The organism is Ezakiella massiliensis (assembly GCF_059862345.1).
The window spans coordinates 154,874-180,488 of record NZ_JCBCEO010000002.1; the positions used below are offsets into that span (position 1 = coordinate 154,874).

Sequence of the window (25,615 nt, forward strand, 5' to 3'; positions counted from 1 at the left end):
AAAGGCGATGTTTGATTGAATGAAATAGTCTGAGGAGAATGGTAGCCACCGCCTCGTATAGGAATTGACTGATTGGCTATCATATCTCGTGTCAGAGAATTAAAAAGGAGATTTTATGCGAGTGTTAATTGTTGAAGACGACACAGTCATCAGAGAAGGGATAAGTGAATACCTCAAGGCTTTTAATTACCAAACCGTGGAAGCAAAGGACGGCAGGGAGGCCTTGGAGAAATTTGATTCTGATATAAAACTAATAATTTTGGATATACAAATCCCCTATATAAATGGCTTGGAGGTTTTGAGGAGGGTCAGAGAAAAAAGCGACCTGCCAGTTTTAATTTTGACCGCTTTTTCTGACGAAGAATACAAGATCGACGCCTTTACAAACCTGGCTGATGGCTACATTGAAAAGCCCTTTTCTCTGCCTGTCTTAAAGGCTCGGGTAGATTCGCTTATTAAAAAGCACTACGGGCAAAGGGAGACTTTTAAGTACAAGGATACAGAGGTCGACTTCACATCTTACACTGCAAGGATCAATGGCGAAGACGTAAACGCCAACCCCAAGGAGCTGGAGATTTTAAAATATTTACTCGAAAACGAAGGCCGGGTCCTCACCCGCATGCAGATTATTGACGCTGTGTGGAAGGAATCGGACGAAATCCCCTACGACCGGGTAATTGATGTTTATATAAAAGAAATTAGAAAGAAACTCGATTTAGATTGCATATCCACAGTTAGAAATGTGGGCTACAAGTTGGAGAGAAAATGAAAAACTTAAAAATATTTCCAAAAATGTTCATACAAATATTTTCTGTCCTGGCCCTTGTAGTCCTCTTGGTCCACTTTCTGGTGTTTTTAATTTTCCCAAAAACCTATTTGGAAAAACGCAAAAATGAAGTGCGGACCATTGCCGACCAGATGGCGGAGAGTTTAAAGGACAAGGACATGGCCGAGGTCGAGGAAATTATCGACCTTTACTCCAGGTCCAGCGAGGTCAAGGCTCATATAATAGAGGCTATGGCGGATGACGCAATCAAGATCGAGGGCAATGTAATGATCGACATGAACTCAGACACAAATTCCCTCATCATCGAAGAGCGGGCAATAAAATTGAACGATGGCCAAGATCTTTTCCTTCAATTTATTTCTACGGCCGATGTAAAAAAAGAGGCCAAGGACCTGAGCCTAAAATTTTTGCCTTACACATTGCTACTGTCATTTTTATTATCAGTTGTCGTTTCTCTTGTTTACGCCAAGGTCATAAAGAATAACGTCACTGAGATTAAAAACGTGACCGACAAGATGATGGCTCTGGACAAGGAGGCCATTTTAGAAGTTGACACAAGGGATGAAATTGGCGACTTAAAGGAGCAAATCAACGACTTATACACCACGCTTTTGAAGTCCATTGACGACTTGGAAATAAAAAACAAAGAAATTATTAAATTAGAAAGACTCAAGTACGACTTTCTAAAGGGATCTTCTCATGAGCTTAAAACCCCTCTAGCTAGCATGAAGATTATCCTGGAGAATATGAAGTACAATATCGGCAAGTACAAGGATAGGGATACCTATATCGATGAATGTATTGATATAGTCGACGGACTGACTGCAAATGTTACGCAGATTTTGTCCGTCTCCTCCTTGGAAAATTTGAAAAACGACGAGGAAGTCATACTTGTTAACGACGTCCTGGAAGACCTTTTGAAAAAATACTCTGTCATGGCCAGTCAAAAGAATATAAAAATTACAAAGGACTTAGCAGACGAAAAAATTTATATAGGAAAGACCGCTTTAAAAATTATTTTATCGAATTTACTTTCAAATGCTGTTAAATATACCGACGAAAATGGTATCATTAGTATAGGGGTAAGGGGAAACTGGCTCTACATCGAAAACTCCGCTTCAAATCTGGAGGCCTTGGATGTGGACAAGATTTTTGATATTAACTTTGACCTCAATAAGGAAAACAGCAATGGCCTGGGACTTTACATTGTAAAAAACTTACTTGACAATTACAAAATCGACTACCAGGTTAAGAAGGAAGACGGGAATTTTATCTTTATGATAAAATTGGCTTAAGATAAATTTTAAGGAGGACACATGTATATTTTAGAATTATACCAAGACGGATACAGCACAGAGCTATCCGCTTTTAAGACTTTGAAAGAAGGCAGAGAATTTATTTCGCAATTAGACGCTTACGCAAGCGAAGAGGAAGACGGCTTTACCTATGAATATTTAAAATGGAATCTGGTTCCAGACTATATGGAAGTTGAACACAAGGGCCACATAATCCCCCTTACTCGCTTTATGTTTACAGATGGGGACAGGGTGGATATCTATTGGAAGGAAATTCCAAATCTATCCGTCAAAGGCTCCGGCATGGTCAAATCCGCCACAAGAGTTGACGCTTACTCCATCAACAACGAAGACGTCAAAGACTATATAGAAGCCAGGGAAGAAAATTATAAAAAAGCCAAAAAAGCCCTGGAAGAAAAAGGTTTCGAAGTGGAAAGGTCCTTCCTGGGATCGGAAGACGGCGAGGCGATTTTGTATAGGAAAAAGGGAGATGAGGAGTGGCATTTTCTGACCCACATGGACCCAGGATTCGGGGAGAGCTTGGATGAAGTTTTAGAAGAAATTTGTGGTTAAAATTGCGACTTTTTGCAGTGTTCGACTTTTTGCGAACTGCAGCCCTGCCCAAGAGAGCGAGTGGTAACGACGCTCGATTGGTATGCAGCGACTCACGCAACCTGTTGTTCAATCGTTCGACCGAAGGGAAAAACGATTGAGTACAACAGTCTGAGGAAACGACGTACACTTGAGTACGCCTCATTCGTCAAAAAGTCTCAAGCTACAAAAATTCATCAATTTTTCCTCACAAATTGAAAAATAAAGTGCAGGTTCTTTTTGCTGAAAAATATTTATTAAAATTAAAACTCACGTTTTTAAACGTGGGTTTTTGTTTGTAATTGGCATTTGTTTAAAATTCGCTCTGCGGTTGTAGGGTCCACTTTATGTGGACCGAAAAGCCGTGCTCAAAAGAAAAAATACATCCTCTCTGCTCGTAATGGCTGTGGCGTATCGGCGATCCTGAAATGGTCGCCACTCGACCACTCAGGCTCGATGCCGTGTGGTCGAGTTTTATGACAATCGTTTTCGATTGTCATAAATTTATTTTCCTTTCAATTGGGTATAATAAAAATAGATAAGTAAAGGGGACTTGGATTTTACATTCAAGCTTAGAGAATTTTTTATAAAGGAGAATATTATGAGTGATTTAAAACGTTTTGATGCAATTAAATTTCAAGGCGAGGCCATGACTTTGGTTGGACCTGAAGTAAAGGTTGGGGACAAGGCAACAGATTTTACAGCAGTGAAGAGCGACATGAGCGAATTTAAGTTGTCAGACTTGGAAGGTAAGAGGGTTGTAATTAGCGTTGTGCCATCAGTTGACACACCTGTTTGCGAAGAGCAAACCAAGACCTTTAACAAGGAAGCATCTGAGCTCAAGGACCTGGTTATTTTAACCATCAGCTGCGATTTACCATTTGCCCAATCCAGATTTTGCGCTGCAAAAGGAATCGATAATTTGATTATGCTTTCAGACTATAAGGGCCACGACTTTGGAACCAAGTATGGATTTTTGATTGAAGAGCTCCAACTCTTGGCCAGGGGCGTTGTGATAATCGACAAGGACGGCTGTGTTGAATATGTGGAATACGTTCCAGAAGCAACCAACTTGCCAGATTTTGACAAGGCTATGGAAGTTTTGAAAAAATAAAAACGAGGTGGAAATTGTAGGGGTTACCTTGCAGCCACGCCCAAGAGACAAGTCCTTACGGACGCCGTCGATTGGCATACGCTCACTCACGCAAATTGTTGTTCAATCGCTCGACCGTAGGGAAAAACGATTGAGGACAACAATCTGAGGAAAATGGTAACCACCGCCTCGTAAAATAATTTAGCTTAATGCCCATCCACCGTGGATGGGTTTTTTGTTTGGAGAAAATTGCAATTCTGTTTGCAAAAATTTTGCCAATAAAAAATGCACGCGGCCTCACGTGCAAAAAAATCATTTGTTTTAAAATTAAAATTATATTTTTTATCCGTTTAAAATTATGTCTTCAAAGTACTTGTAATTGTCAATGAGGACATCGGTTTCTGGTATATATGAGGCGCCGATGACTTCGTCTGGCTTGTACTCTTCCTTGATACGCTTCCAGGTCTTGGCGGCTTCATCGATGTCGCCTTCTATGGATAGGCCCTTGGAAGTGCGGAGGACAAATTTTTCCATGGACGTGAGCTCGGGCTCATTGTCTGGGTCCAGCTTCATAAATTCCTTGCGTTCTTTTCTCAAAAATTGCAGGGAAATATTTTGGGCGTGCTTCTTCAAGATTTCTGCATCTTCCTTGGTCTTTGCAATGTTAACAGAAGTGCCCAAGATTACATAGGGTTGGTCCAAATATTTTGATGGCTTAAATTCATTCCTGTAAATGCTAAGTGCATAACCGATTGTATTTGGCGCAAAGTGGCCGGCAAAAGAATATGGGAGGCCCAGGTCTGCTGCTATGTGGGCAGATGTTTCCGAAGAACCAAGGATTGTTATAGGAATTTTTGATCCAGCGCCAGGATGTGGAGCGACCTCTAAGTCCCAAGCCTCGTCAGACATGTATAATTGCATCTCTTGGATGGCCTTTTTAAAATCTTCGGATTTATATATATTTCTGTAAATCAATTTTGCCGTCTCCATATCTGTGCCCGGTGCCCGGCCAATGCCTATGTCAACGCGGCCAGGGTGGAGGATATCAAGGGTGGCATATCTCTCGACGACTTGAAAGGGCGTGTGGTTGGGGAGCATTACTCCGCCAGCCCCAACTGTAATTCTCTTTGTCTGATTTAAAACATGATTTATCATCAAATCTGTAGCGGCGCCTAAAACCGCTGGACTGTTGTGGTGTTCGGCCAGCCAGTAGCGGGAAAAATCGTGGTCATCAGCAAATTTTGCCAAATCAACCGCTCTATCGACGGCAGCTCTTTGACTTTCGTCTTTGAACTTTGGTATTAAATTTAAAATTGAAACTTTTGTCATAATAACTCCTTTCAACTTACATTTACCCATTACAATGAGTTAATAATTATGGTCTTGGGTATTAAATAAGAGAGGTGAAATATGGATATTTTAGTTGGAAAAGGTGAAAATCCTGTTTACTTAAAGACAGAGATGTTAAATAGGCACGGGCTTATAGCCGGGGCGACCGGCACGGGCAAGACGACGACTCTAAAGCTTATAGCAGAGGACGCCAGTGATTTGGGCATCCCTGTATTTTTGCCAGATGTCAAGGGCGACTTGTTCTCCTTGAGCGTGCCAAATGAAATGAACGACAATGTGAAAGATAGAGTTAATAAAATTGGTTTGGATTACAGTCCAGCCGCTTACGATATAGAAGTTTGGGATGTCTTTGGCGATTTGGGCCACCCCATGCGGACGACCATCAGCGAAATGGGACCGCTTCTGCTTGCAAATCTCTTGGACTTAAACGAAGTTCAAGAGGGGATTTTAAATATTGCCTTTAAAGTAGCCGATGACGAGGGCATGCCTATTTTGGATTTAAAGGACCTTAGGGCTATGCTAAATTATATTTCAGAAAACCGCAAGGCTTACACCAGCACCTATGGAAATATTTCCACAGCCAGCATTGGGGCAATACAGAGGGCCCTTCTGCTTTTGGAAAACGACGGGGCAGAATATTTCTTTGGCGAACCGGCCTTTGAAATCGACGATTTATTTAGACAAGAAGGTGGCAAGGGCATAATCAATATTTTAAACGCCAAAATTCTCCACCAAAAACCAAGACTCTATACGGCCTTTATGGTTTGGCTCTTAAGCGAACTCTATGAACACTTACCAGAAGTGGGCGACCAAGAATATCCAAAGATAATATTTTTCTTTGATGAGGCCCATCTCTTATTCCAATATGGATCAAAATTATTGACTGACAAATTGGCCCAGGTCATCAGACTTATCCGGTCAAAAGGCGTTTCAGTTTTCTTTGTAACCCAAAGGCCAGACGATATACCAGACGAAATTCTGGCCCAACTTGGCAACAAATTCCAACACGCCCTCAGGGCCTTCACGCCAAAGGACCGGAAGATGATCAAGGAAACCGCCCAAAACTTTAGGGACAATCCAAGCTTTGATACGGCGGAGACACTTACAAATCTCCAATCAGGCGAGGCCCTTGTGTCGACCTTGGATGCAGATGGCCTGCCAAATATTACAGAAAAAACTCTCATGGCTCCACCAAAATCGACCTTCGATGCAATCGATGACGACAGTGTTCGTGCCCTGATACCGGGGGCCATGGATAAAAAATACCGGAAGATGATTGACAGGGAATCAGCCTTTGAAATCTTGGAAGAAAAACTTACAAAAATACAAGAGGAAGCAGAGGCCAAAGCCCTAGCTGAAGAAAAACGCAAGGAAGACATCAGACGGGACCAAGACGAATCGCGGGCCGAAAGGCAAAAGCGCAGAAACAAATCTGAGCTGGAAAAAGCCATGGGCAAGATGGCCAACCAAACCATATATTCCATGTCAAGAACACTTGGCAATCGAATTATGCGGGGAATCCTTGGCGGAATTTTTGGGGGCAAAAAACGCTAGAATGTTTAAAAAATATACCAAGGGGTATATGTAGATTGTAAATGAAAAGTATAAAGGAGGAACTATGCTTACAGATTTATTTATTGAAAACATGATCGGACAAGAAATTGGCGACTTTAAAGTAACAGCCTATGACAGCAAGGGCAAATTTATCGATGTAGAAAAAGAAGACCTCAGAGGAAAATGGAGTGTATTTTTCTTCTACCCAGGAGACTTCACATTCGTATGCCCAACAGAACTAGAAGACCTAGCTGAAAACTATGAAAAATTCCAAAAGATCGGTTGCGATGTATACTCAATCTCAACTGACTCAGAATTCGTTCACAAGGCATGGCACGATGAAAGTAAGGCAATCGGCAAGGTAAACTTCACAATGTTAAGTGACAGAACCAGACAACTCGGCGATATGTTCGGAGTTTATGTACCAGAAGAAGGACAAAACCTAAGAGGAACCTTCATTATCAACCCAGACCTAAAGATTTCAGCTTATGAAATCCACGACATGGGAATCGGCCGTGACGCACTCAGCTTACTCAGAAAAGTTGAAGCCAGCCAATTCGTCTTTGAACACGGCGACAAAGTATGTCCTGCAAAATGGGCACCGGGGGATGAGACTTTAACACCAGGAATCGACCTAGTAGGTAAAATCTAAAATTTGTTGTTAAAATTGCGAATTTTTGCAGTGTTCGACTTTTTCAAACTGAAGCCCTGCCCAAGAGAGCGAGTGATAACGATGCTCGATTGGTATGCAGCGACTCACGCAACCTGTTGTTCAATCGTTCGACCGAAGGGAATAACGATTGAGTACAACAGTCTGAGGAAACGGCGTAGGACTTACTACGCCTCATTCCTAAAAAGTCTCAAGCTACAAAAATTCATCAATTTTCCCTAACAAATTTATACGATTTTAAGTTAGAGAAAGACTAAGAGTCCTACATTTTTGTGGGGCTCTTTTTTGTTGCGAAGATTAATTTTAATTCAAAACAAAATTTACCTAAGAGGTAAATTTATATTGACAATTTGAGTAAAATGATTTATAATAAAATTAACCTAAGAGGTAAATATTCGAGAAAGGTTCATAAGGTTGGATATTGAATATAGAACAAAAAAATTAGAGAAAATATGTACAGATGCTTCTGCAGCCAAAAAAGTATATAGCATAGAGATGGCAGAAAGAATTCAAATGCGTATTGATGAAATTCGGGCTTCCGATAGCGTTGAGTCTATGATTAAGTATAAAATTGGAAGATGCCATGCATTAAAGGGAGATCGAGCAGGTCAATATGCTGTAGATTTGATTCAGCCATATAGGCTAATTTTTGAAAAAATGATAAAGAAATTAGAATCGTTAGGATTATCGAGATTACAGATTATCATTAACCAACGAGAAAGGAGGAAGTGCAGTGATTAGTAGCAAAACATATATTGCGACACCACCAGGTGCGACAATAAAAGAGCAGTTAGAAGATAGAAAAATGACTCAGAAAGAATTCGCTAGAAGAATGGATATGTCAGAGAAACATATAAGCAGACTGATCAATGGTGAAGTATCTTTAACACCAGAGCTTTCCGTTAGGTTGGAAATGGTGCTTGGAATTCCTGCTGGTTTTTGGAATAATCTTGAAAGTATTTATAGGGAAAAGTTAGCGAAAGTTAAGGCTGAAAATGAAATGGATGATGATTTAGAACTGTTAAAAAAAATACCATATAAGCACATGGCTGATAATAGCTGGGTTGAGAAGACAAATAACAGAACGGAAAGAGTTGTTAATACACGTAAATTTTTTGAAGTTTCAAATTTAGCTTTAATAAATAAGCCTATGATAAGGAAGATAGCCTGTAGAAGATTAGGAGATGGGGAAACAAGTGATTACGCCTTGCTTGCTTGGGCACAAGAAGCCAAACTGCAAGCAAGAAACATAGATACGGCCCCTGTTAATATTCAAAAACTAGTGAATAATTTGCCTGAGATTAGGAAGATGACTAGGAAGGATCCTAGTGAATTTAACGTTAATTTGCATGAGATTTTAGCTGAATGCGGAATAGCTTTGGTTTTGCTACCTCATATAGATGGATCTTATTTACATGGGGCAACATTCTACGATGGTAAGAAAATTGTTATGGGCTTAACCACCAGAGGTAGGGACGCTGATAAATTTTGGTTTAGTTTGTTTCATGAGTTAGGACATATTATACTAGGCCACATAGGTAATGATGAAATTACCGAGGACGATGAAAAGGCTGCTAATGAATTTGCAGCTAATAAACTAATTCCTTTGGATGAATTTGAAAAATTCACTAGTGAAAAAGATTTTTCCATTGAATCTATTACAAAGTTTTCAGATAGAATAGAGATTGATAAGGGAATTGTTATAGGAAGACTTCAGAAAGAATACTATATTCCATTTAACCAGTTTGGAAGTTACAAGACAAAATATAACATACAAGTTTAAATAAAGAGCTATGTAATTTTGCATAGCTCTTTTTGATGTGAAAATTTTAATCGGTTATGTAGCGTCCGATTTATTTCGGACAAAACCGATTAAAATTTCTTCCTGATTGGCGATAATAATCCATGAAAAATTATTTCTTGATTAAACATATTTGTCTTGTTATAATTATCTTAGATACTTAGATAAAGATGAAAGGAGTTTTTTATGTTAGCGATTAAAAATGCGAAGATTTATACAATGGTTGGAGAGGTTATTGAGAATGGGGTGATCCTGATTGAGGATGGCAAGTTTGCTGAGATTGGGGTGAATGTGGACATTCCTGATGGGGCGGAGGTTATTGACGCTGGTGGGCACATGGTGACACCGGGTTTGGTGGACGCTCACACGCACATTGGTCTGGATGAAGAGGGGATTGGCTACGAGGGAGCCGATTTTAACGAGGGGACAAATCCTATTACTCCTGAGATGAGGGGGATTGACGGGGTTTATCCTTGTGACAAAGGATTCTTGCAGGCTCGCCAAGGGGGAATTACGACTGTGGTTACTGGTCCGGGATCTGCCAACTGCATTGGCGGAACATTTCTTGCATTAAAAACTTATGGGGACAGGGTCGACAATATGGTTGTGAAAAATCCTGTGGCCATGAAGATTGCCTTTGGTGAAAATCCAAAGCGTTTTTACGGGAAAAATGGCAAGATGCCGATGACTAGGATGGGAATTATCGCCCTTATGAGGGACACTCTTTACAAGGCCAGAGATTATATGAATAAGAAAGAAGCTGGCGAAAAGGTCGATTACAATATGCAATATGAGGCCTTGATCCCAGTTTTGAAGGGAAAACTCCAAGTCAAGGCCCACGCCCATAGGTCAGACGATATTTTCTCAGCCATAAGGCTTGCCAAGGAATTTAATTTGGACCTCAGTCTTGAGCACTGCACTGAGGGCCACTTGATTGCAGATGAACTCGCCAAAGAAGGCTATCCTGCAATTTGCGGACCAAACTTATCGGGTGCATCCAAGTATGAGCTCAAGAACAGATCTTTTGAAACGCCAGCCGCCCTATACAAGGCAGGCATGACTGTGGCAATTATGACAGACAACTCAGTTATACCAACAGCTCAATTGCCAATTTGTGCAGGACTCGCTGTAAAATCTGGCCTGCCGGAAATGGAAGCCCTAAAGGCCATTACCATTAATGCAGCCAAGATTACACAAATTGATGACCGCGTTGGCTCAATTGAAAAGGGCAAGGACGCAGACTTGGTTGTGTGGACTCAAAATCCAGTTAGGGATATTGAATGTGAAGCGATATATACGATCATCAATGGAAAAATAGTTTATAATAAAGATATTGATGAAAAGTTTGGGTTTTAAAAATTTGTGGTTAAAACGGCGATATTTCGCATTAAATTTGCAATCTTTGAAGCGGCCACAATTTATTTGCCTCCTCGGAGTGCACTTAGCACACCTGCGTCGACAAAAAATTCGTCCACTCCAAATCTCATCAAATTTTCTAGCGAAATATATGTATAAAAAATCCATCAATTTTTCCTCACAAATTGAAAGGTATAGTGCAGGTTATTTCTGAGGAAACATATTTATTAAAATTATAAAACAAAAAAGAGGTCATACAAAAATGTATGGCCTCTTTTGTTGCCCATTTTAGTGAGTTGAGCGAGCGCAAGCGAGAGAAACAAAAAAACACCTGATATGCAGGTGGAGAAAAAACATTAGCTTCAAGTTTGGCGACCATTCTCCTCAGACTATTATATTCAATCGTTTCTCCCTTCGGTCGAACGATTGAATAATAGGTTGCGTGAGTCCTGCATACCAATCAATCGTCGTTATCACTCGCTTTCTTGGGCAGGGCTGCAAGGATCGCCGCTACATGGACTGCCCCCTTAAATCCGGACACGGAAATAAGGGGGCATTTTAATGAAAAAAGTAAAAATTAGTTTAATTACAGTAATCGCATTTTAAATTGTGATGTTTGCAAGCTAAATTACGGACTTCACTTGGAAGTTTTCCCTTGTACCTTTTGTAATAAATGGAAAATTTGCTATGGGATGTGTATCCAACAGATTCAGCAATTTCCTTTATAGGAAGTTTGGTATTTAAGAGAAGAGTCTCAGCCACGTTCATTCTTTTTCTTTGAGTATATTCTGTAATGCTTTGACCATATTTTTCTTTGAATAGATTTTTTAATTTAGTCCCGCTCATTTTAGATATTTTTTCAAGGGTTTCTTGATTTACATTCATGGCGAAATGATCATCCAAGAATCTTGCTACATCTTCAAGTGCTTTATTATCATCAGATTCGATTTTATATTTTTTCCTATTTAAGTAGGTATCAATTACTATACTGACCCATTCATTTGCTTTGGCTTTAAAGAAAAAATCAGCAGCAGGAGCGTCCATCTTACAATTTAATATTTCCAGTGCAACTTTTTCTAAAGATTTTGTAAGAATTATTTGATTCGGTTGAAGTAAGCTCGAATAAAATGATTCTGGATTAATGTTAATAGATGCTAAATGTTTTTCTATTAGCTCTTTTTTAAAACCAATGGAAACAGCAAGATAACAACAATTCTCGTGTAACAAAAAAACAAAATCGTCTTTTATATTGTCAAAGTCAAAAGTACATAATGAGTTTGGAGTCAAGGTTTGATATGGATTAAATTTTTCACCATTTGCGCTGACAATGTAGCTTGAATATATTGAAACATAGTCTGCCATACTATGAGTATTATTTTGAACTATTTCTTCTTTAACATAAAAATCATGTATATCAATAATGAAGCCGTCTCCTTCATAAAACCAATACAGGCCTTCTGCATAAGTTGAGTCCTCTTTATTCCAACAAAAAGTGTGGCCTGCACTTGAGTACTTCTTATTGTTTTTACATTCATCCACCTTCATATATTCTTTTACAAAATCATAATAAGCCATAATACACATATCCCTTTTAGACAATATTCCAATTAGTCTTATTAATGCAAAACTATTGTATTAGTCATTATAACAGATGTATAATAGAAAAGCAATGATAGTTATTATCAATTAAGCAAATTTATATCTAAAAGGGATATCAAAGAAAGGAGATATGCTTATGAAAATTTACAAAAAACTATTTGCTTATGTGCAGGATAAAAAATATCTTGGCTTTTTAGCTATAGTTTTTTCTGCTATATCTGCTGTACTTACGGTATATGGATTTTATTTAATCTACAAATTTCTGGATAATTTAATAATTAATTCAGATTTATCCGGTGCAGAGAGCATAGCATTAAAATCTGTCATCACACTAACAAGTGGAGCGATATTTTATTTTGTGTCAGGAATGTTTTCACACATATTGGGATTTAGACTGGAAACAAATTTAAGAAAAAGGGGTATAGACGGCTTAGAGAAAGCAAGTTTCAGGTTCTTTGACTTAAACCCTTCTGGTCAAATTAGAAAGATCATAGACGATAATGCCGCGCAAACTCATCAGGTTGTAGCTCACATGATTCCCGATAGTTCTCAGGCAATAGTTACACCCGTGCTTGTACTTGTACTTGGCTTTATAGTAAGTATAAGAGTTGGTATCACTTTGCTTGCTCTTACAATAATCGGAGGCTTAATTTTAGGAGCAATGATGGGCGAGCAAAAATTTATGCAGATATATCAAGAAGCTCTATCTAAACTAAGCGCTGAAACTGTCGAATACGTAAGAGGAATGCAAGTTGTAAAAATATTTAGAGCAAATGTCGAGTCATTTAAAAGCTTTTACAAGGCGATAAAAGATTATTCAAAGTACGCTTATGATTATTCACTATCTTGTAAAAAACCTTATGTTTTGTATCAATGGTTATTTTTTGGCTTAATTGCAATTTTAATCATACCTATTCTTTATTTTATGGCTAGCTTAGGCAGCAATAAAATGATTTTGCTTGAGCTTATTATGATTTTATTTTTATCGGGAGTTCTCTTTGTTTCATTTATGAGAATGATGTGGTACGCTATGTATATTTCTCAAGGCAATTATGCAGTAGATACTTTAGAGGCACTATACGAGGATATGCAAAAAGATAAATTAGTCCATGGCAATGTCAATAATTTTAAAAACTATAATATAGAGTTCGACAAGGTAAGCTTTGCTTATAACGATAAAGCTGTCATTGAAAATTTATCCTTTAAATTAGAAGAAGGAAAGTCCTATGCACTAGTCGGTTCATCTGGATCAGGTAAATCAACAGTAGCAAAACTTATATCAGGTTTTTATAATGTTAATGAAGGAAGTATAAAGATAGGTGGCATACCTATAAGTGAATATTCTGACGAAGCTCTAATTAAAGCTATTTCATTTGTTTTTCAAGATTCAAAATTATTCAAGAAAAGTATTTATGATAACGTCGCTTTAGCTAATAAAGGAGCGACGAGAGATGAGGTTATGAGAGCCTTAAAATTAGCAGGATGCGACCTGATATTAGACAAATTCCCAGAAAGAGAAAATACAATTATAGGCTCAAAAGGAGTTTATTTATCCGGTGGAGAAAAACAGAGAATTGCAATTGCTAGAGCAATTTTAAAGGACTCTAAAATTATTATTATGGATGAAGCCTCAGCATCTATTGACCCAGATAACGAGTTTGAATTGCAAAAAGCTTTCAAAAATCTTATGAAAGATAAAACGGTTATCATGATTGCGCACAGGCTATCTACAATTAAAGACCTTGATGAAATTATTGTGATGGATAGTGGAAAAATTATAGAAAGAGGTTCTGACAAAGAATTAATGTCAAGAGATACAAGTTATAAGAGATTGCAAGAACTCTTTAACAGTGCGAATGAATGGAGGGTTTCAAATGAAGGAGTTTTATAAAAAAAGATTTGCTCTTACAGATAAAGGAGCAAGAAATTTATCTAAAGCAACACTGGCTTCATTTTTCGTTTATTGTATAAACATGCTTCCTGCGATATTACTAATGATTTTTGCTCAGGAAGTTTTGGAAAATATCGTTAAAAGCAAAGGATTTTATATAGTATTCTCAGTTTTGACCTTGCTAGCAATGTATATTTTGCTTATCGTAGAATACGATAAATTATATAGCACAACATATCAAGAAAGTGCGGATTTAAGGGTAAGAACAGCGGAGAATTTATCAAAACTACCTCTATCATACTTTTCTAAGCATGATATTTCTGATCTTTCACAAACAATCATGTCTGATATTGAAGGTATAGAGCATGCAATGAGCCACTCGATACCAAAAGTGGGCGGCATGGTACTCTTCTTCCCACTAATATCCATCATGATGCTAATAAGCAATGTCAAGATGGGTTTAGCTGTTATTATTCCAACGGTTCTAAGCTTTATATTTATACCACTATCTAAAAAACGTTCAGTTAAGGGAGAGAAAGAATATTATAAGGTCTTAAGAGAAAACTCAGAAAGCTTTCAAGAAAATATTGAGATGCAAATGGAGATTAAAGCCTATGGCTTATCAGAGGAAATGAAAGATAAGCTATATGAAAAAATGGATAAAAGTGAAAAAGTGCACTTAAAGACAGAGCTAGGACTTATTTTAACTATGTCACTTTCATCAATTTTTAGCTTTGTTTCCCTTGCTGTTGTAATATTTGTCGGCGTAAATTTAATTATTAGTAAAGAGATAAGCCCTCTCTACCTTGTAGGATATTTACTAGCGGCTATGAAGATAAAAGACTCTCTAGATGCATCTAAAGAGGGCTTGATGGAGATATTTTATTTGTCGCCAAAAATTGAAAGGCTAAAAGAAATTCAAAATCAAGATTTGCAAGAAGGCGATGACTATGAACTAAAAAAATTTGATATTGATCTAAAAGATGTTGAATTTGCATACAATAAAGACGCAAAAGTTTTAAATGGTGTGAGCTTTAAAGCTAAGCAAGGAGAGGTTACTGCTTTGGTAGGAGCAAGCGGCTGCGGTAAAACAACTATCTTAAAACTTATATCAAGACTTTATGATTATGACAAGGGACAAATCCTAATCGATGGCAAGGATATAAAAGAAATATCAACAGAATCTCTTTTTGACAAGGTGTCTATTGTTTTCCAAGATGTGGTTCTCTTTGATCAAAGCGTTATGGAAAATATTAGAATTGGTAAGCAAGATGCAAGTGACGAAGAAGTTAAAAGAGCAGCAAAACTTGCAAACTGCACAGATTTTATAGAAAAAATGGATAAGGGTTTCGATACACTTATTGGTGAAAATGGTGCAGAGTTATCAGGAGGAGAAAGACAAAGGTTATCAATAGCCAGAGCCTTCTTAAAAGATGCGCCGATATTGATCTTAGATGAGATAGCAGCAAGTCTTGATGTTGACAACGAGAAAAAAATTCAAGAGTCTTTAAATAACTTAATTAAAGATAAAACGGTTGTCATCATTTCACACAGAATGAAATCCATAGAAAATGCAGATAAGATAGTAGTTCTTGAAAATGGAAGAGTAGAAAGCCAAGGCAAGCATGAAGAGCTTTTACAAAAATCAAAAGTTTACAAGAATTTAATAGAAAAAACAAAAATGGCAGAAGAATTTATTTATTAGGAGGACAGAAGCAAAGTCTTGCAATAGCATTTCCTACGTTTAAGGATTCTACGTTTGTTTATTTCGACGAACATACAAGTGGTATGGATTATTCCGATATGATAAAAACTGGCAGTCTTTGGACTGCCTTTATTTTTTATTTACTTTAACACAGCAAAACTTATAGTTGAAAATAATCAACCTTATATGCTATAATTAAATCAATAAATGATAATTAATATCATTTAAATGAAAGAGAGGTTTAATTGTGACTTTATACAAGAGTATATGGATAGGTCTTTTGGGTTCATTCTTAATGTTTTTGGGAGACATGACCTTATATTATGATCCTAATGATTACGATAGCAAGGATACTATAAATAATATTGTTGGCATAATGAAAAATGTTAGCATAAAAAGATTATACATTGGTGGTCTTTTAGGTCCAATATGTGCCTTTATATATTGTATTGGATTTTATCACATTGTTTTAGGCATGCAAGAAAATTATTTAAATATTGGATGGTCTGTGTTTTTAATAAATGTTTTAGGCATGATACTAGGAGGCTCTTATCATATTCAATGTGCCTACTTAGGTCTTTTATCAAGGCACGAAAACAAAGGAGCTTTTGATGAATTTTTAAAATTTTTAAAATTTCAAGCAAAAATACTTTTTGGAATTATGGCTATAGCAAATATAGCATTAGCTTTGGTAATTTTATTTGGATACACAGTATTTCCAAGATGGCAAGCCCTATTTACACCTATATTTCTTTTGGTATTTACTCCTCTTGCTGATAGGTTGCCAAAGGGACTGCATATGATTATTCGCGGAGGATGGTTTAACTTAATATATTTTGCTTACTACCTAAGCTTATTGATAAACTATACTAATATGAATTTATAAGCTTATATAGTCAGAGACAAAATTATTATTTTAGTAGACAAGGGAAATTTTATATAATTTATTATTTAAAGGAGAAAATTTTATGAAACAAGTAAATTTTATGGATGACGATAAAACAAAGGCTGACTACAAAAACTGGGTTCCCCAAAGCTTGTTAAAGAATTTAATATTTGCAAGCCTTGCAGCTTTCATCTTATTTATAGCCTTTGGTGTCAGTGATTTTGTATTTAGTGGAAGAACTCGTCTTATATGTGCCCTTATTCTTGGGCTTGTAACGTTGATACTTATTTTCTTTGCAAGCTGGATGAGATTTTTATATAGGGCTTTTGATTACAACGGAAAAAGAAAGCTTGCCAAAGTCATAATAGAGGGGACTGCCGACTATGTAAAGATCCCAGATGGTGGCGTGGGTTTAGATGTAGGATGTGGTAGCGGTGCACTTACAATTGCTTGCGCAAAGAAAAATCCAAAAGCAACCATGGTGGGCTGCGATATTTGGGGGGGCTCATACAAAAGTGAATTTTCTAAGGAACTCTGTAAAAATAATGCAAAATTAGAGGGAGTAGAAAATGTTAGATTTGAAAATGGTAATGCTGTAAAACTTCCATTTGAAGATGAGAGTTTTGATGCAGTAACCAGCAACTATGTTTATCACAATATAACGGGGAAAAATAAACAAAAACTTTTACTAGAAACATTTCGTGTACTAAAAAAAGGAGGAGTTTTTGTTATTCATGATTTGATGAGCAAGTCAAGATACGGTGATATGAATAAATTTATGGAAAAGCTTAAACAAGATGGCTACGAAGATGTGCAATTAATTGATACAACAAAGGGTCTTTTTATGGGCCACAAAGAATCTTTATTCCTTGGACTTTCTGGCTCAGCTCTTCTTATTGGGAGAAAATAAAATTGTATATGAATTACTAAAACAAAATTTGGAAAATTGATGGGGTGTGCAAGATGAAATACAAGGGTTTTTATTTCTTATTATTTAAAGGTCCAATGAAGAAAGTTCTTATAGAAAAATATAATAAAGCATATGCTTTAGAAATTATTAAAAAGAGTAAAAAAGTTTATCGAGAACTTATAAAAAATATGGATGATATCGGCGAGGATAATCCCATGGCATACAATGAGATGTTCGCCCTTGTCTTTGTTGCTCCATATATAGCAAGTGAGAAAAAAATTCCACCGGAGACCGTCCAAGAAATGATGCGTCGCTCTCTTTATACTTTCAAATGGTTTTTTTCCTTGATTAATCTCAATACTAAAAGGGGAAAAGAGGCCAATAAGAAAAATATTCTTAAGTATTACAAGTGGTATACAGAGGAAAAAGAAAAGCTCTATCCCACATCTTTTAAAGTCGATTTTGAGGGAGAACCCTATGAGGGTGCTTGCTATTACAGAATTACTCGTTGTCCCATTTGTGCTTATACAAAGAAGTTGGGTGTAGATGAATTAATGCCACTATTCTGTGAACTTGATGAGCTTATGATAAGCTTTCAGCATGGAGTTTTACACAGAAAAGAAACTATCGCTAAGGGAGGAGACTATTGTGATTACTTCATCGTGGGAGATAAAGAGTAATAGATAATTTTATTATTAGAGAGGATATTTTTACTTGCTTTTGAAAAAATTAAATAATGAGGAATTAAATGAAATTTATTAGCTACGGAAATAGAAATAATAAGTCAATATTATTTATTCATGGGCTTGCCTCTACTGCAGACCTATGTTTCAAACCCCTTCTGCCTTATTTGCAAGATTATTTTGTGATTTTCTGTGAATTGGACGGACATTATGGGACTAATCCCAAAGATTTAACTTCAATGGAAGAAACCATAAATTCCATCGAAAGCTATATATTAAATGAAATGGGCGGGAGTGTGTATGGAATGTGCGGATTTTCTATGGGAGCGACTATTGCGGTTGAACTAATTGGAAGAGGAAATATTTCTGCTTCGAAAGTCCTCTTAGATGCGGCGATTACTACTGAGTTGGGCTTGATGGCAAGGCCATTTACTTGGGCTTTTATCATTGGGACAAGTAGGATTAAAAATAAAAAACCCATTCCTAAATTTTTATTAGATAAGCTTATGGGCAAGGATAATCTAAGCATAATAGAAATGATGTATCCGCAAATTTCAAAAAACACTATTAAAAACGCCTGTAAGTTTATCTATCATTACAAGCCTCCAAAAAATTTAACCAAGTTTTCAAATCCGGTACTATTTTGGCGAGGAAGCGATGAGCCTATACCTGAAAAAAGTGAAAAAATATTAAGAGATTATCTTCCGCAAATGGAAACAGAAGTATTTGAAGGAAGGGGCCACGGACAATTTCTCCACGAACATCCCAAAGTATACGCCGAGAAATTAAAGATATTTTTGGAAAATAAATAAGGAGATTATTATGGATATAACAAGAGCAATATTAGATGGAATTGCAATGGCTGCTATCTTTAACGGTTCGGTGGCAGCTTTTGTACTGATTAACCCAAGATTTTTCTTCGATTCCTATCCAAAAGAAATACAAAATTCGGCACCGGAAAAGATGACCAAAGAAGAAAAAAGAATAAATGCAATACTTACGATTATAATTTCAGGAATCGTATTTATATATGGAGTGACCTCTCTTTTACATACTGGAATAAGAGAGCTTAGAGATCTTTTTTGGATGAGCTATATTCAGTGGATAATATTAAACTTGGGAGATTTCTTTTTATTGGATGTACTTTTGTTCCAAGGAAAGTACAAGAATAAGATAGTCATACCAGGTACAGAAGGACATGAGGACTACGAATTTGGAAATTGGATGAAGCATTTGGCTATTAAAGAACATTTTATCTTAATGCCATTTTTGATAATTCCAATCGTATCTATAGTCCAAGCGTGGCTAGTGATTCTACTTGGATTATAAAATAAAATTGACAAAAGTTGTGACACAAAAGAAGTTAGAGAAAGAAATAACACTTTTAAAAATGTGACTGATATACAATAATAAATAAAATAAATTTAAGTAAAGAATCACAAGGAGAACAATTTGGAAATTAGAAAAATATTAAAATCAGATTTAGAAGAATTAGCAAAATTAATGGTAAGTGTCTATAATGCCCCACCTTGGAATAATAAATGGACAACAGAAACAGCCCTGGAATCCTTAACCGATATTTTAGATTTTCCTAAATTTTTTGGCAATGTAATTGTCGATGGAAATAAAATAATTGGTGGGATAATTGGTCACATAAGGAGATATTCAAGTGAATCAACTTTTTATATTGATGAGTTTTTTATTGCTGAAGAATATAGGGGGACAGGTCTGGCAAAAAAACTTTACCAAACAAGTATAAAAGAATTGCAACAAAGAGGTATAAGTGGTGCATTTTTCACTACTCTAAAAAATTCTCGAGCCTATAATTTTTATATAAAACAAGGCGCCTGGGATTTGGAAGATTCTGCATGTTTCTACCATAAATTTTAGGAGTATTCCATCAAGTTGAGAGGTGTTTTTATTAAAAGTTTGTGTGCTTTAAATATTATTAAACATATAAATTCAATATTTTAAAAAACGAAGTTGTAAGTGACTTTATTTTTTGTTTGAAAAATTTAATATTATATTTTTTGCACATTAATGTTGACAATATATATATATATATATATAATGGAAGAGAACATTTTAGGATAATGATAAAAATTATTGATTAGTGCTCAAGAAAAATATTGTTAATAAGCACTATTACATTATGAAAAATTGCATAAGCAAATTAAGTATTTTAATTTGTTATTAATCGCAAAAACAAATGGGGAAATAATATGAAAAATTTTAAAAACATTTCAGGCATTATATATCATAATTCATTACAATTAATCAATTTTGCTTTAAACTTAATAATTTTAAATTCAACTTTTGTATTTATTGTATCTAACGAGAGACTAAGTATTAATAAAATATTTTTTGCGCTGGTAATAAAAGCATTTTTATATGTAATCTTATTCTATCTTAAGAGAAAAAATGAAAATTTGCATGGAAAATTCAAAAATAAAATTAGAAGAGAATTTATTGAGGCTATTTTTCTTACTAAGAACATTGATGATTCAAAGCATACTGGAGAACTAACCACTGACTTATGGATGGGCATAGAATGGATGGGGGTTTATTATTTTGAAGCCTTGCCAGATCTAATATTTAAGCTCACTCTTTTAATATGTGGGACTTTGTATATGCTTTATGTAAATTACAAACTTGCTTTGTTATTTGTTGCCACGCTAGCAATTATCTTTTTACTTGAGAAGATATTTGATCCATTAATTTCCAAAAGCAGCCAAAGTGAAGGGCAAATCAATGAAGAATATTCTATGATGTCGATGAATGCATTGAATGGATCAGAAACCTTAAAGTCTTTAAATGGTGTGGATTTTTACAAATCTAAACTTAAAAACAAATCTAAATTGCTTAAACAAGCATCTATGGGCTTTGTTTATCTAACGACATTATCACAATTATTTAAAGATGTAGTTCTAAATATAATAAAATTATTATCATTAATAATATTATTTAGATATATGATAGTTAAGAAATTTGATATGAATATAGTTATTACAAATACATTCATATTGTTTATCATTTACAATTCAATAAGCACACTTCATGGGTCATTTTTAAAAATGGCAAAGGCAAAGGTATACAAGGAAAAAATTTCGACTTATATCAAGTGTTCTGAAGATTATGGAAGTTTAGATAGAACAGATAAAATTATTTCTGATTCAGATTATATTGTTTTTACCGAGGATTTATCTTACAAATATCCTCAAAGCAAAGATAGTGTTCTTAAAAATATTAATCTAAGAATAAAAGAGGGGCATAAGTTAGCTCTAATTGGGAGCAGTGGATCTGGTAAAAGCACAATAATAAAATGCCTTAGTGGATTTTTAAATAATTTTCAAGGTGAAGCTTTTGTATTTGGATTGAATATAGCTGGGACAGAGAATTTAAAGAAAATAAAAAGCAAAATGTGTATTATTTTGCAAAAAAATCATATATTTAGCAACTCAGTATTTGAGAATATAAGAATATCCAAGAAAAATGCTACTGAGGATGAAGTTATAGATGCTTTGAAAAAGGCTAACATTTACGATTTTATATCCTCATTAAGCGATGGGATTTATACAAAAATTGGAGAAGGGGGCTTTGAACTATCAGGTGGACAAAAAAGTAGAATTGCAATAGCAAGAGCTTTTTTAAGAGATGCCTCTATAATTTTGCTAGATGAACCTACAAGCTCACTTGATAGAGAAAATGAGTTTAGAATAATCTCTAATTTAGAAGAACTGTTCAAGGGAAGAACTGTAATTCAAACAGCACATAGGTTAGAAACCATAAAAGACTTTGATGAAATATCTTATATGGAAAGCGGACAGATTATCTATTCGGGCAATCATGAAGAGCTAATAAATATTTCAAGTGAATATAGAGAGTATTTTAATAGATTAGGAGATGATATGGTTTATGAAGAATAGATTTGACAAAGCTATGTTTTTTATAAATAAATGCAAGTTTTTAAAACTTAAAATCTTCTTATCATCTTTTATAAAAGCACTTGTTTATATTTTACAAACGGTAAATTTAATCTTAGTATTTTTTTTACTATATGATTTTTATGAAAGTAATATCCTTGATAAAAAGGCCATAATTTATTTGGCAGGTCTTTATACTTTATATTTAGGACTAAGGTTTATAGATGTATATTATTCTCATTATATTTCTTATGATGTTATAGAAAAACTTAGGGGAGATGTTTTTTCCCATTATTATAAAATTTCTCCAGGAGCAGTAGAAAATATTAAAGTCGGTGACTTTGTACAGATGATAATAAATGATATCAATGTATTTGAATGGTTTATAGCTCACATACTTACTGAGTGGATAGCCTTTTTGATGTTATCAATTATTGTTATTACCCTTATAAGTTTAAAATCCATATCGAGTGGAATTATTATATTCTTGTTTTTATTTTTTGTAATTAGGCTGTTTATAGGCAGTCTGGACGAAAAAGAAAAGCAGGGGATAGAAATTAAAAACATGGGTGGAGATCTTATTGCTAATGCGACTGACGGCATATTGGGCTTTAAAGAATTATTATTTTTCGATAGGGAAACAGATTTTTTTAATAAAATTGAAAAAAAGTCTAAAGAATATAATAAGGTTTCAGGGAAGTATTCAAACAAAGAATTAAAAGACAAATTAGTCTTAGATTTATTGGGATTGGCTTTGTTTTTAATTATATTGATTGTTTTTCCCGCTGCGGCTTTTGAAAAAGTAGTTTATTTAGCCTTAGTAGTGGTATATTATTATTTTCTTAGAACTTGCATGCATCAAACTGGAAATTTTGGCTTTATTTTTGGGGCATTGAATAGATTGAAAAATTTATATGATATAAAACCTCTAATAGAGAAATACGGACCTAATGAAATAGATAGGAGTAAAATTGATCAGGGAATTGAGTTTTCAGACTGTTATTTCTATTATGAGAAAAACCCTGATAAGGCAATATTAAGAGATTTTAGCTTTAAGGCTAATAGGGGTGAAAAGACAGTTATTGTGTCTGCATCTGGCGGTGGCAAAAGCACCATCTTTAAACTCATAAATAGGTACTATGAATTAAATGGTGGACATATAAAAATATTTGATAGGGATATAAAGTCTTATACAGAGAACACGCTAAGAAAAAACATAACAACTTTTAGCCAAGACATATTTTTCTTTAATGATAGCTTGTTAAATAATTTTAAATATGCAAAGGAAGATGTGAGCATTGATGAAATTGAAGACTTATCTAGAAAATTAAACTCATACGATATGATTATGGCTAAAGAAAAAGGTTTAGATAATTTAGTTAAGGAGGCAGGGCAAAACTACTCGGGAGGAGAGTTGCAAAGATTAGCTATAATTAGAGGTCTTATAAAAGATTCGCCAATTTTATTAATGGACGAGGTTTCATCTGCACTTGATGAGAAAAACGAAGAGCTTTTAAATGAGCTTTTAGATGAGATAAAAAAAGATAAAGTAATTATTATATCTGCCCATAAATTATCAACAATACAAAATGCAGATAGGATAATATTTATAAAAGATGGAAGGGTTGAAGGCACTGGCAAGTATGATGAGCTGATTCTTAACAATAAATCTTTTAATGAATTATTAATGGGCAGTGAATGGAGAAGAGAAAATGAAAATTAATGTAAAAAGAAATTATGAAATTATGCTAGTTTTAGGCATTGTAATTATATTGACCAGTTTTTTATTCTCTGGATTTATGGGATCAGCAGATATAAGCGTGAAGTCAGTTCTTGATGTTATCAAATATAAGGTTTTTGGAATTGGAGATATTAGTGATGTTGAATCTCATATTCCTATAATATGGAATTTAAGAATACCCAGGGGATTACTAGCGATATTTATTGGAGGGGGTCTTGCCATATCGGGAGTGGTAATGCAGTCAATAACACAAAACATTTTGGCTGAACCATACATGGTAGGCGTATCAAGTGGAGCATTAGCCTTTGTAACATTTGGTTATTTTATAGGTTTGCCATTTATAAATTCTTGGCTGGGTAGGGCTGGAATGGCTTTTTTAGGCTCAATATTGGCTCTTACTCTTGTGTACAAACTTTCACATGCTGGAAGAAAAGTTGCGAGTAGCAGGTTAATCTTAACAGGAATGGCAGTCTCAACAATGCTAGCTGCCCTATCAAACTTTTTTATAATAGCAACCCCTAATACGAACATAATAAAGGGAATCCTTTCATGGACAATGGGTTCTGTTGGAAGTGCAAGATGGAATAATATTTTCTTTCCCTCGATTATAATTATAGTTTGCACCATATATATTCTCTTTCAAGCGAAAAAATATGACGTAATATCTTTGGGTGACGAGACAGCATTAAGTTTAGGTGTAAATGTTCAATCTTTAAAAAAACAATCAATTATTATAGTTTCGATAATGTCTGGCGTTGCAGTAGCTTCTTGTGGGTTAATAGGTTTTGTTGGGTTTATTGTGCCTCATATCCTAAGAAAAATCATAAGCCCCAAACACCTATATTTATTACCACTTTCATTTATTTATGGCGGAGGATTTTTATGTCTTTCTGATATATTAGCAAGAACAATTTTATCTCCTCAAGAACTACCTATAGGAATAATTACAGCATTTTTTGGAGCTCCAGTTTTTCTTTATTTATTGATAAAGGAGGAACTATAATGGATAACATTATGATTAATATAGAAAACCTTTCTTATGATATAAAGGGAAAAAAGATTTTGGAAAATATTTCATTTAATGCTTGTACAAATAAGTTTATAGGAATAATCGGAGCTAATGGTTCTGGCAAAACTACAATGCTTAAACATTTGTATAACGCGATTGTACCCTATAAAAAAACAGTTTATATAAAAGGCATCCCATTAGAAAATTATAGCCAAAATGATATTGCAAAAAATTTAAGTGTTATGAAGCAAGAGAATAATAGTGATTTTGATTATAGGGTTATAGATATAGTATTAATGGGAAGACTCCCTTATAAGAAATCGCTTGAAGATTATTCTAGGGAAGATCATGAAAAAGCTATGAGAAACTTGAATAAGTTAGGCATGAGAGACTTTGCACAAAGAAAATATAATAGTTTATCAGGAGGTGAAAAACAAAGAGTGCTAATTGCAAGGGCTCTAACACAAGACACAGAAATTATGATTTTGGATGAACCAACGAATCATTTAGATATTTATTATCAAATGTTTTTAATGCAAATATTAAAACAAATTTCAATGACAGTAATATCTGTTTTTCATGATTTAAATTTCGCATCGAAATTTTGTGATGAGATATATGTATTAAAGGCTGGCAAGATATTGGTCAATGGAAGACCAGAAGAGGTTATAAACCCTAATGTTATAAAAGAAGCTTTTAATATGGACTCTAAAATCATAAATGATGGTAAAGAAAGAATTGTTGTCTATAATAATATTTTAGAATAGGAGA

The 25,615-nt window shown here is 35.0% G+C and carries 23 protein-coding genes and 1 pseudogene; 22 read left to right on the plus strand and 2 right to left on the minus strand.

The window, feature by feature from the left end:
• Positions 1–115: 115 nt before the first annotated feature.
• From AC6FXG_RS03625 to tpx, 4 genes are all read left to right on the plus strand, one after another.
• On the plus strand, positions 116–769 hold the full coding sequence (locus AC6FXG_RS03625) for a response regulator transcription factor (RefSeq protein ID WP_075574177.1): 654 nt from the start codon (positions 116–118) through the stop codon (positions 767–769).
• Complete coding sequence (locus AC6FXG_RS03630) at positions 766–2,082, plus strand: sensor histidine kinase (RefSeq protein ID WP_500571616.1); 1,317 nt, start codon at positions 766–768, stop codon at positions 2,080–2,082. The genes AC6FXG_RS03625 and AC6FXG_RS03630 overlap by 4 nt, the downstream gene beginning before the upstream one ends.
• Positions 2,083–2,103: 21 nt before the next feature.
• Entirely contained in the window at positions 2,104–2,655 is a 552-nt protein-coding gene (locus AC6FXG_RS03635) for a hypothetical protein (protein WP_500571617.1), read from the plus strand.
• A gap of 619 nt (positions 2,656–3,274) precedes the next feature.
• Positions 3,275–3,787, plus strand: a complete 513-nt coding sequence (tpx, locus tag AC6FXG_RS03640; RefSeq protein ID WP_500571618.1) for a thiol peroxidase — start codon at positions 3,275–3,277, stop codon at positions 3,785–3,787.
• Positions 3,788–4,108: 321 nt separating this feature from the next.
• On the opposite strand, the gene AC6FXG_RS03645 is transcribed toward tpx, so the two are convergent.
• Positions 4,109–5,095, minus strand: coding sequence for an MsnO8 family LLM class oxidoreductase (locus tag AC6FXG_RS03645; RefSeq protein ID WP_500571619.1), 987 nt, complete (start codon positions 5,093–5,095; stop codon positions 4,109–4,111).
• Positions 5,096–5,176: 81 nt separating this feature from the next.
• Between AC6FXG_RS03645 and AC6FXG_RS03650 the strand changes: the two genes are divergently transcribed.
• The 5 genes from AC6FXG_RS03650 to AC6FXG_RS03670 all read left to right on the plus strand — a co-directional run bounded on the left by AC6FXG_RS03650 (position 5,177) and on the right by AC6FXG_RS03670 (position 10,497).
• Positions 5,177–6,670, plus strand: coding sequence for a helicase HerA-like domain-containing protein (locus AC6FXG_RS03650; protein ID WP_500571620.1), 1,494 nt, complete (start codon positions 5,177–5,179; stop codon positions 6,668–6,670).
• Between the two features lie 64 nt (positions 6,671–6,734).
• Positions 6,735–7,322 (plus strand): alkyl hydroperoxide reductase subunit C, encoded by a 588-nt coding sequence (gene ahpC, locus AC6FXG_RS03655; protein WP_296257246.1) that lies wholly within the window; start codon positions 6,735–6,737, stop codon positions 7,320–7,322.
• 432 nt (positions 7,323–7,754) lie between these two features.
• The gene (locus tag AC6FXG_RS03660) at positions 7,755–8,081 is read left to right on the plus strand and encodes a type II toxin-antitoxin system RelE/ParE family toxin (RefSeq protein ID WP_500571621.1); all 327 of its coding nucleotides are present in this window, start codon (positions 7,755–7,757) and stop codon (positions 8,079–8,081) included.
• A complete protein-coding gene (locus AC6FXG_RS03665; RefSeq protein ID WP_500571622.1) occupies positions 8,074–9,123 on the plus strand; it encodes a helix-turn-helix domain-containing protein in 1,050 nt (349 codons plus the stop codon). Before AC6FXG_RS03660 ends, AC6FXG_RS03665 begins: the two co-directional genes overlap by 8 nt.
• Before the next feature lie 204 nt (positions 9,124–9,327).
• Positions 9,328–10,497, plus strand: coding sequence for an amidohydrolase (locus tag AC6FXG_RS03670; RefSeq protein ID WP_500571623.1), 1,170 nt, complete (start codon positions 9,328–9,330; stop codon positions 10,495–10,497).
• Between the two features lie 582 nt (positions 10,498–11,079).
• Here AC6FXG_RS03670 and AC6FXG_RS03675 read toward each other — a convergent pair.
• On the minus strand, positions 11,080–12,072 hold the full coding sequence (locus tag AC6FXG_RS03675) for a helix-turn-helix domain-containing protein (RefSeq protein WP_500571624.1): 993 nt from the start codon (positions 12,070–12,072) through the stop codon (positions 11,080–11,082).
• A gap of 160 nt (positions 12,073–12,232) precedes the next feature.
• Here AC6FXG_RS03675 and AC6FXG_RS03680 point away from each other — a divergent pair, with 160 nt between their 5' ends.
• The 13 genes and pseudogenes from AC6FXG_RS03680 (at position 12,233) to AC6FXG_RS03740 (ending at position 25,611) form a co-directional block, all read left to right on the plus strand.
• Positions 12,233–13,987, plus strand: coding sequence for an ABC transporter ATP-binding protein (locus AC6FXG_RS03680; protein ID WP_500571625.1), 1,755 nt, complete (start codon positions 12,233–12,235; stop codon positions 13,985–13,987).
• The gene (locus tag AC6FXG_RS03685; RefSeq protein ID WP_500571626.1) at positions 13,971–15,692 is read left to right on the plus strand and encodes an ABC transporter ATP-binding protein; all 1,722 of its coding nucleotides are present in this window, start codon (positions 13,971–13,973) and stop codon (positions 15,690–15,692) included. Before AC6FXG_RS03680 ends, AC6FXG_RS03685 begins: the two co-directional genes overlap by 17 nt.
• Positions 15,686–15,811: pseudogene (locus AC6FXG_RS03690) on the plus strand (ABC transporter ATP-binding protein); the annotation flags it as partial. The gene AC6FXG_RS03685 and the pseudogene AC6FXG_RS03690, both read left to right, overlap by 7 nt.
• Before the next feature lie 128 nt (positions 15,812–15,939).
• A complete protein-coding gene (locus AC6FXG_RS03695; RefSeq protein ID WP_500571627.1) occupies positions 15,940–16,578 on the plus strand; it encodes a DUF6796 family protein in 639 nt (212 codons plus the stop codon).
• A gap of 82 nt (positions 16,579–16,660) precedes the next feature.
• On the plus strand, positions 16,661–17,488 hold the full coding sequence (locus AC6FXG_RS03700) for a class I SAM-dependent methyltransferase (RefSeq protein ID WP_500571628.1): 828 nt from the start codon (positions 16,661–16,663) through the stop codon (positions 17,486–17,488).
• Positions 17,489–17,541: 53 nt separating this feature from the next.
• Positions 17,542–18,168: an L-2-amino-thiazoline-4-carboxylic acid hydrolase gene (locus AC6FXG_RS03705; RefSeq protein WP_500571629.1), complete on the plus strand. Its 627-nt coding sequence runs from the start codon at positions 17,542–17,544 to the stop codon at positions 18,166–18,168.
• A 68-nt stretch (positions 18,169–18,236) separates the two neighbouring features.
• Positions 18,237–18,983, plus strand: coding sequence for an alpha/beta fold hydrolase (locus tag AC6FXG_RS03710; protein WP_500571630.1), 747 nt, complete (start codon positions 18,237–18,239; stop codon positions 18,981–18,983).
• A 10-nt stretch (positions 18,984–18,993) separates the two neighbouring features.
• Entirely contained in the window at positions 18,994–19,500 is a 507-nt protein-coding gene (locus tag AC6FXG_RS03715) for a hypothetical protein (RefSeq protein ID WP_500571631.1), read from the plus strand.
• A 123-nt stretch (positions 19,501–19,623) separates the two neighbouring features.
• Positions 19,624–20,061, plus strand: a complete 438-nt coding sequence (locus AC6FXG_RS03720) for a GNAT family N-acetyltransferase (RefSeq protein WP_500571632.1) — start codon at positions 19,624–19,626, stop codon at positions 20,059–20,061.
• Positions 20,062–20,393: 332 nt separating this feature from the next.
• On the plus strand, positions 20,394–22,097 hold the full coding sequence (locus AC6FXG_RS03725) for an ABC transporter ATP-binding protein (protein WP_500571633.1): 1,704 nt from the start codon (positions 20,394–20,396) through the stop codon (positions 22,095–22,097).
• On the plus strand, positions 22,087–23,817 hold the full coding sequence (locus AC6FXG_RS03730; RefSeq protein WP_500571634.1) for an ABC transporter ATP-binding protein: 1,731 nt from the start codon (positions 22,087–22,089) through the stop codon (positions 23,815–23,817). Before AC6FXG_RS03725 ends, AC6FXG_RS03730 begins: the two co-directional genes overlap by 11 nt.
• Positions 23,807–24,838 (plus strand): FecCD family ABC transporter permease, encoded by a 1,032-nt coding sequence (locus tag AC6FXG_RS03735; RefSeq protein ID WP_500571635.1) that lies wholly within the window; start codon positions 23,807–23,809, stop codon positions 24,836–24,838. Before AC6FXG_RS03730 ends, AC6FXG_RS03735 begins: the two co-directional genes overlap by 11 nt.
• Positions 24,838–25,611 carry an ABC transporter ATP-binding protein gene (locus AC6FXG_RS03740; protein WP_500571636.1) on the plus strand — a complete coding sequence of 258 codons (774 nt, stop codon included), beginning with the start codon at positions 24,838–24,840 and terminating at the stop codon, positions 25,609–25,611. The genes AC6FXG_RS03735 and AC6FXG_RS03740 overlap by 1 nt, the downstream gene beginning before the upstream one ends.
• The last annotated feature ends 4 nt before the right edge of the window (positions 25,612–25,615 follow it).

Coding starts and splice junctions, on each gene's coding strand:
- AC6FXG_RS03680 (WP_500571625.1), top strand. CDS start 12,233: ATGAAAATTTACAAAAAACTATTTGCTTATGTGCAGGATAAAAAATAT.
- AC6FXG_RS03735 (WP_500571635.1), top strand. CDS start 23,807: ATGAAAATTAATGTAAAAAGAAATTATGAAATTATGCTAGTTTTAGGC.
- AC6FXG_RS03685 (WP_500571626.1), top strand. CDS start 13,971: ATGAAGGAGTTTTATAAAAAAAGATTTGCTCTTACAGATAAAGGAGCA.
- AC6FXG_RS03670 (WP_500571623.1), top strand. CDS start 9,328: ATGTTAGCGATTAAAAATGCGAAGATTTATACAATGGTTGGAGAGGTT.
- AC6FXG_RS03725 (WP_500571633.1), top strand. CDS start 20,394: ATGAAAAATTTTAAAAACATTTCAGGCATTATATATCATAATTCATTA.
- AC6FXG_RS03705 (WP_500571629.1), top strand. CDS start 17,542: ATGAAATACAAGGGTTTTTATTTCTTATTATTTAAAGGTCCAATGAAG.
- ahpC (WP_296257246.1), top strand. CDS start 6,735: ATGCTTACAGATTTATTTATTGAAAACATGATCGGACAAGAAATTGGC.
- AC6FXG_RS03645 (WP_500571619.1), bottom strand. CDS start 5,095: ATGACAAAAGTTTCAATTTTAAATTTAATACCAAAGTTCAAAGACGAA.
- AC6FXG_RS03740 (WP_500571636.1), top strand. CDS start 24,838: ATGGATAACATTATGATTAATATAGAAAACCTTTCTTATGATATAAAG.
- AC6FXG_RS03635 (WP_500571617.1), top strand. CDS start 2,104: ATGTATATTTTAGAATTATACCAAGACGGATACAGCACAGAGCTATCC.
- AC6FXG_RS03730 (WP_500571634.1), top strand. CDS start 22,087: ATGAAGAATAGATTTGACAAAGCTATGTTTTTTATAAATAAATGCAAG.
- AC6FXG_RS03630 (WP_500571616.1), top strand. CDS start 766: ATGAAAAACTTAAAAATATTTCCAAAAATGTTCATACAAATATTTTCT.
- AC6FXG_RS03650 (WP_500571620.1), top strand. CDS start 5,177: ATGGATATTTTAGTTGGAAAAGGTGAAAATCCTGTTTACTTAAAGACA.
- AC6FXG_RS03700 (WP_500571628.1), top strand. CDS start 16,661: ATGAAACAAGTAAATTTTATGGATGACGATAAAACAAAGGCTGACTAC.
- AC6FXG_RS03710 (WP_500571630.1), top strand. CDS start 18,237: ATGAAATTTATTAGCTACGGAAATAGAAATAATAAGTCAATATTATTT.
- AC6FXG_RS03715 (WP_500571631.1), top strand. CDS start 18,994: ATGGATATAACAAGAGCAATATTAGATGGAATTGCAATGGCTGCTATC.
- tpx (WP_500571618.1), top strand. CDS start 3,275: ATGAGTGATTTAAAACGTTTTGATGCAATTAAATTTCAAGGCGAGGCC.
- AC6FXG_RS03625 (WP_075574177.1), top strand. CDS start 116: ATGCGAGTGTTAATTGTTGAAGACGACACAGTCATCAGAGAAGGGATA.
- AC6FXG_RS03675 (WP_500571624.1), bottom strand. CDS start 12,072: ATGGCTTATTATGATTTTGTAAAAGAATATATGAAGGTGGATGAATGT.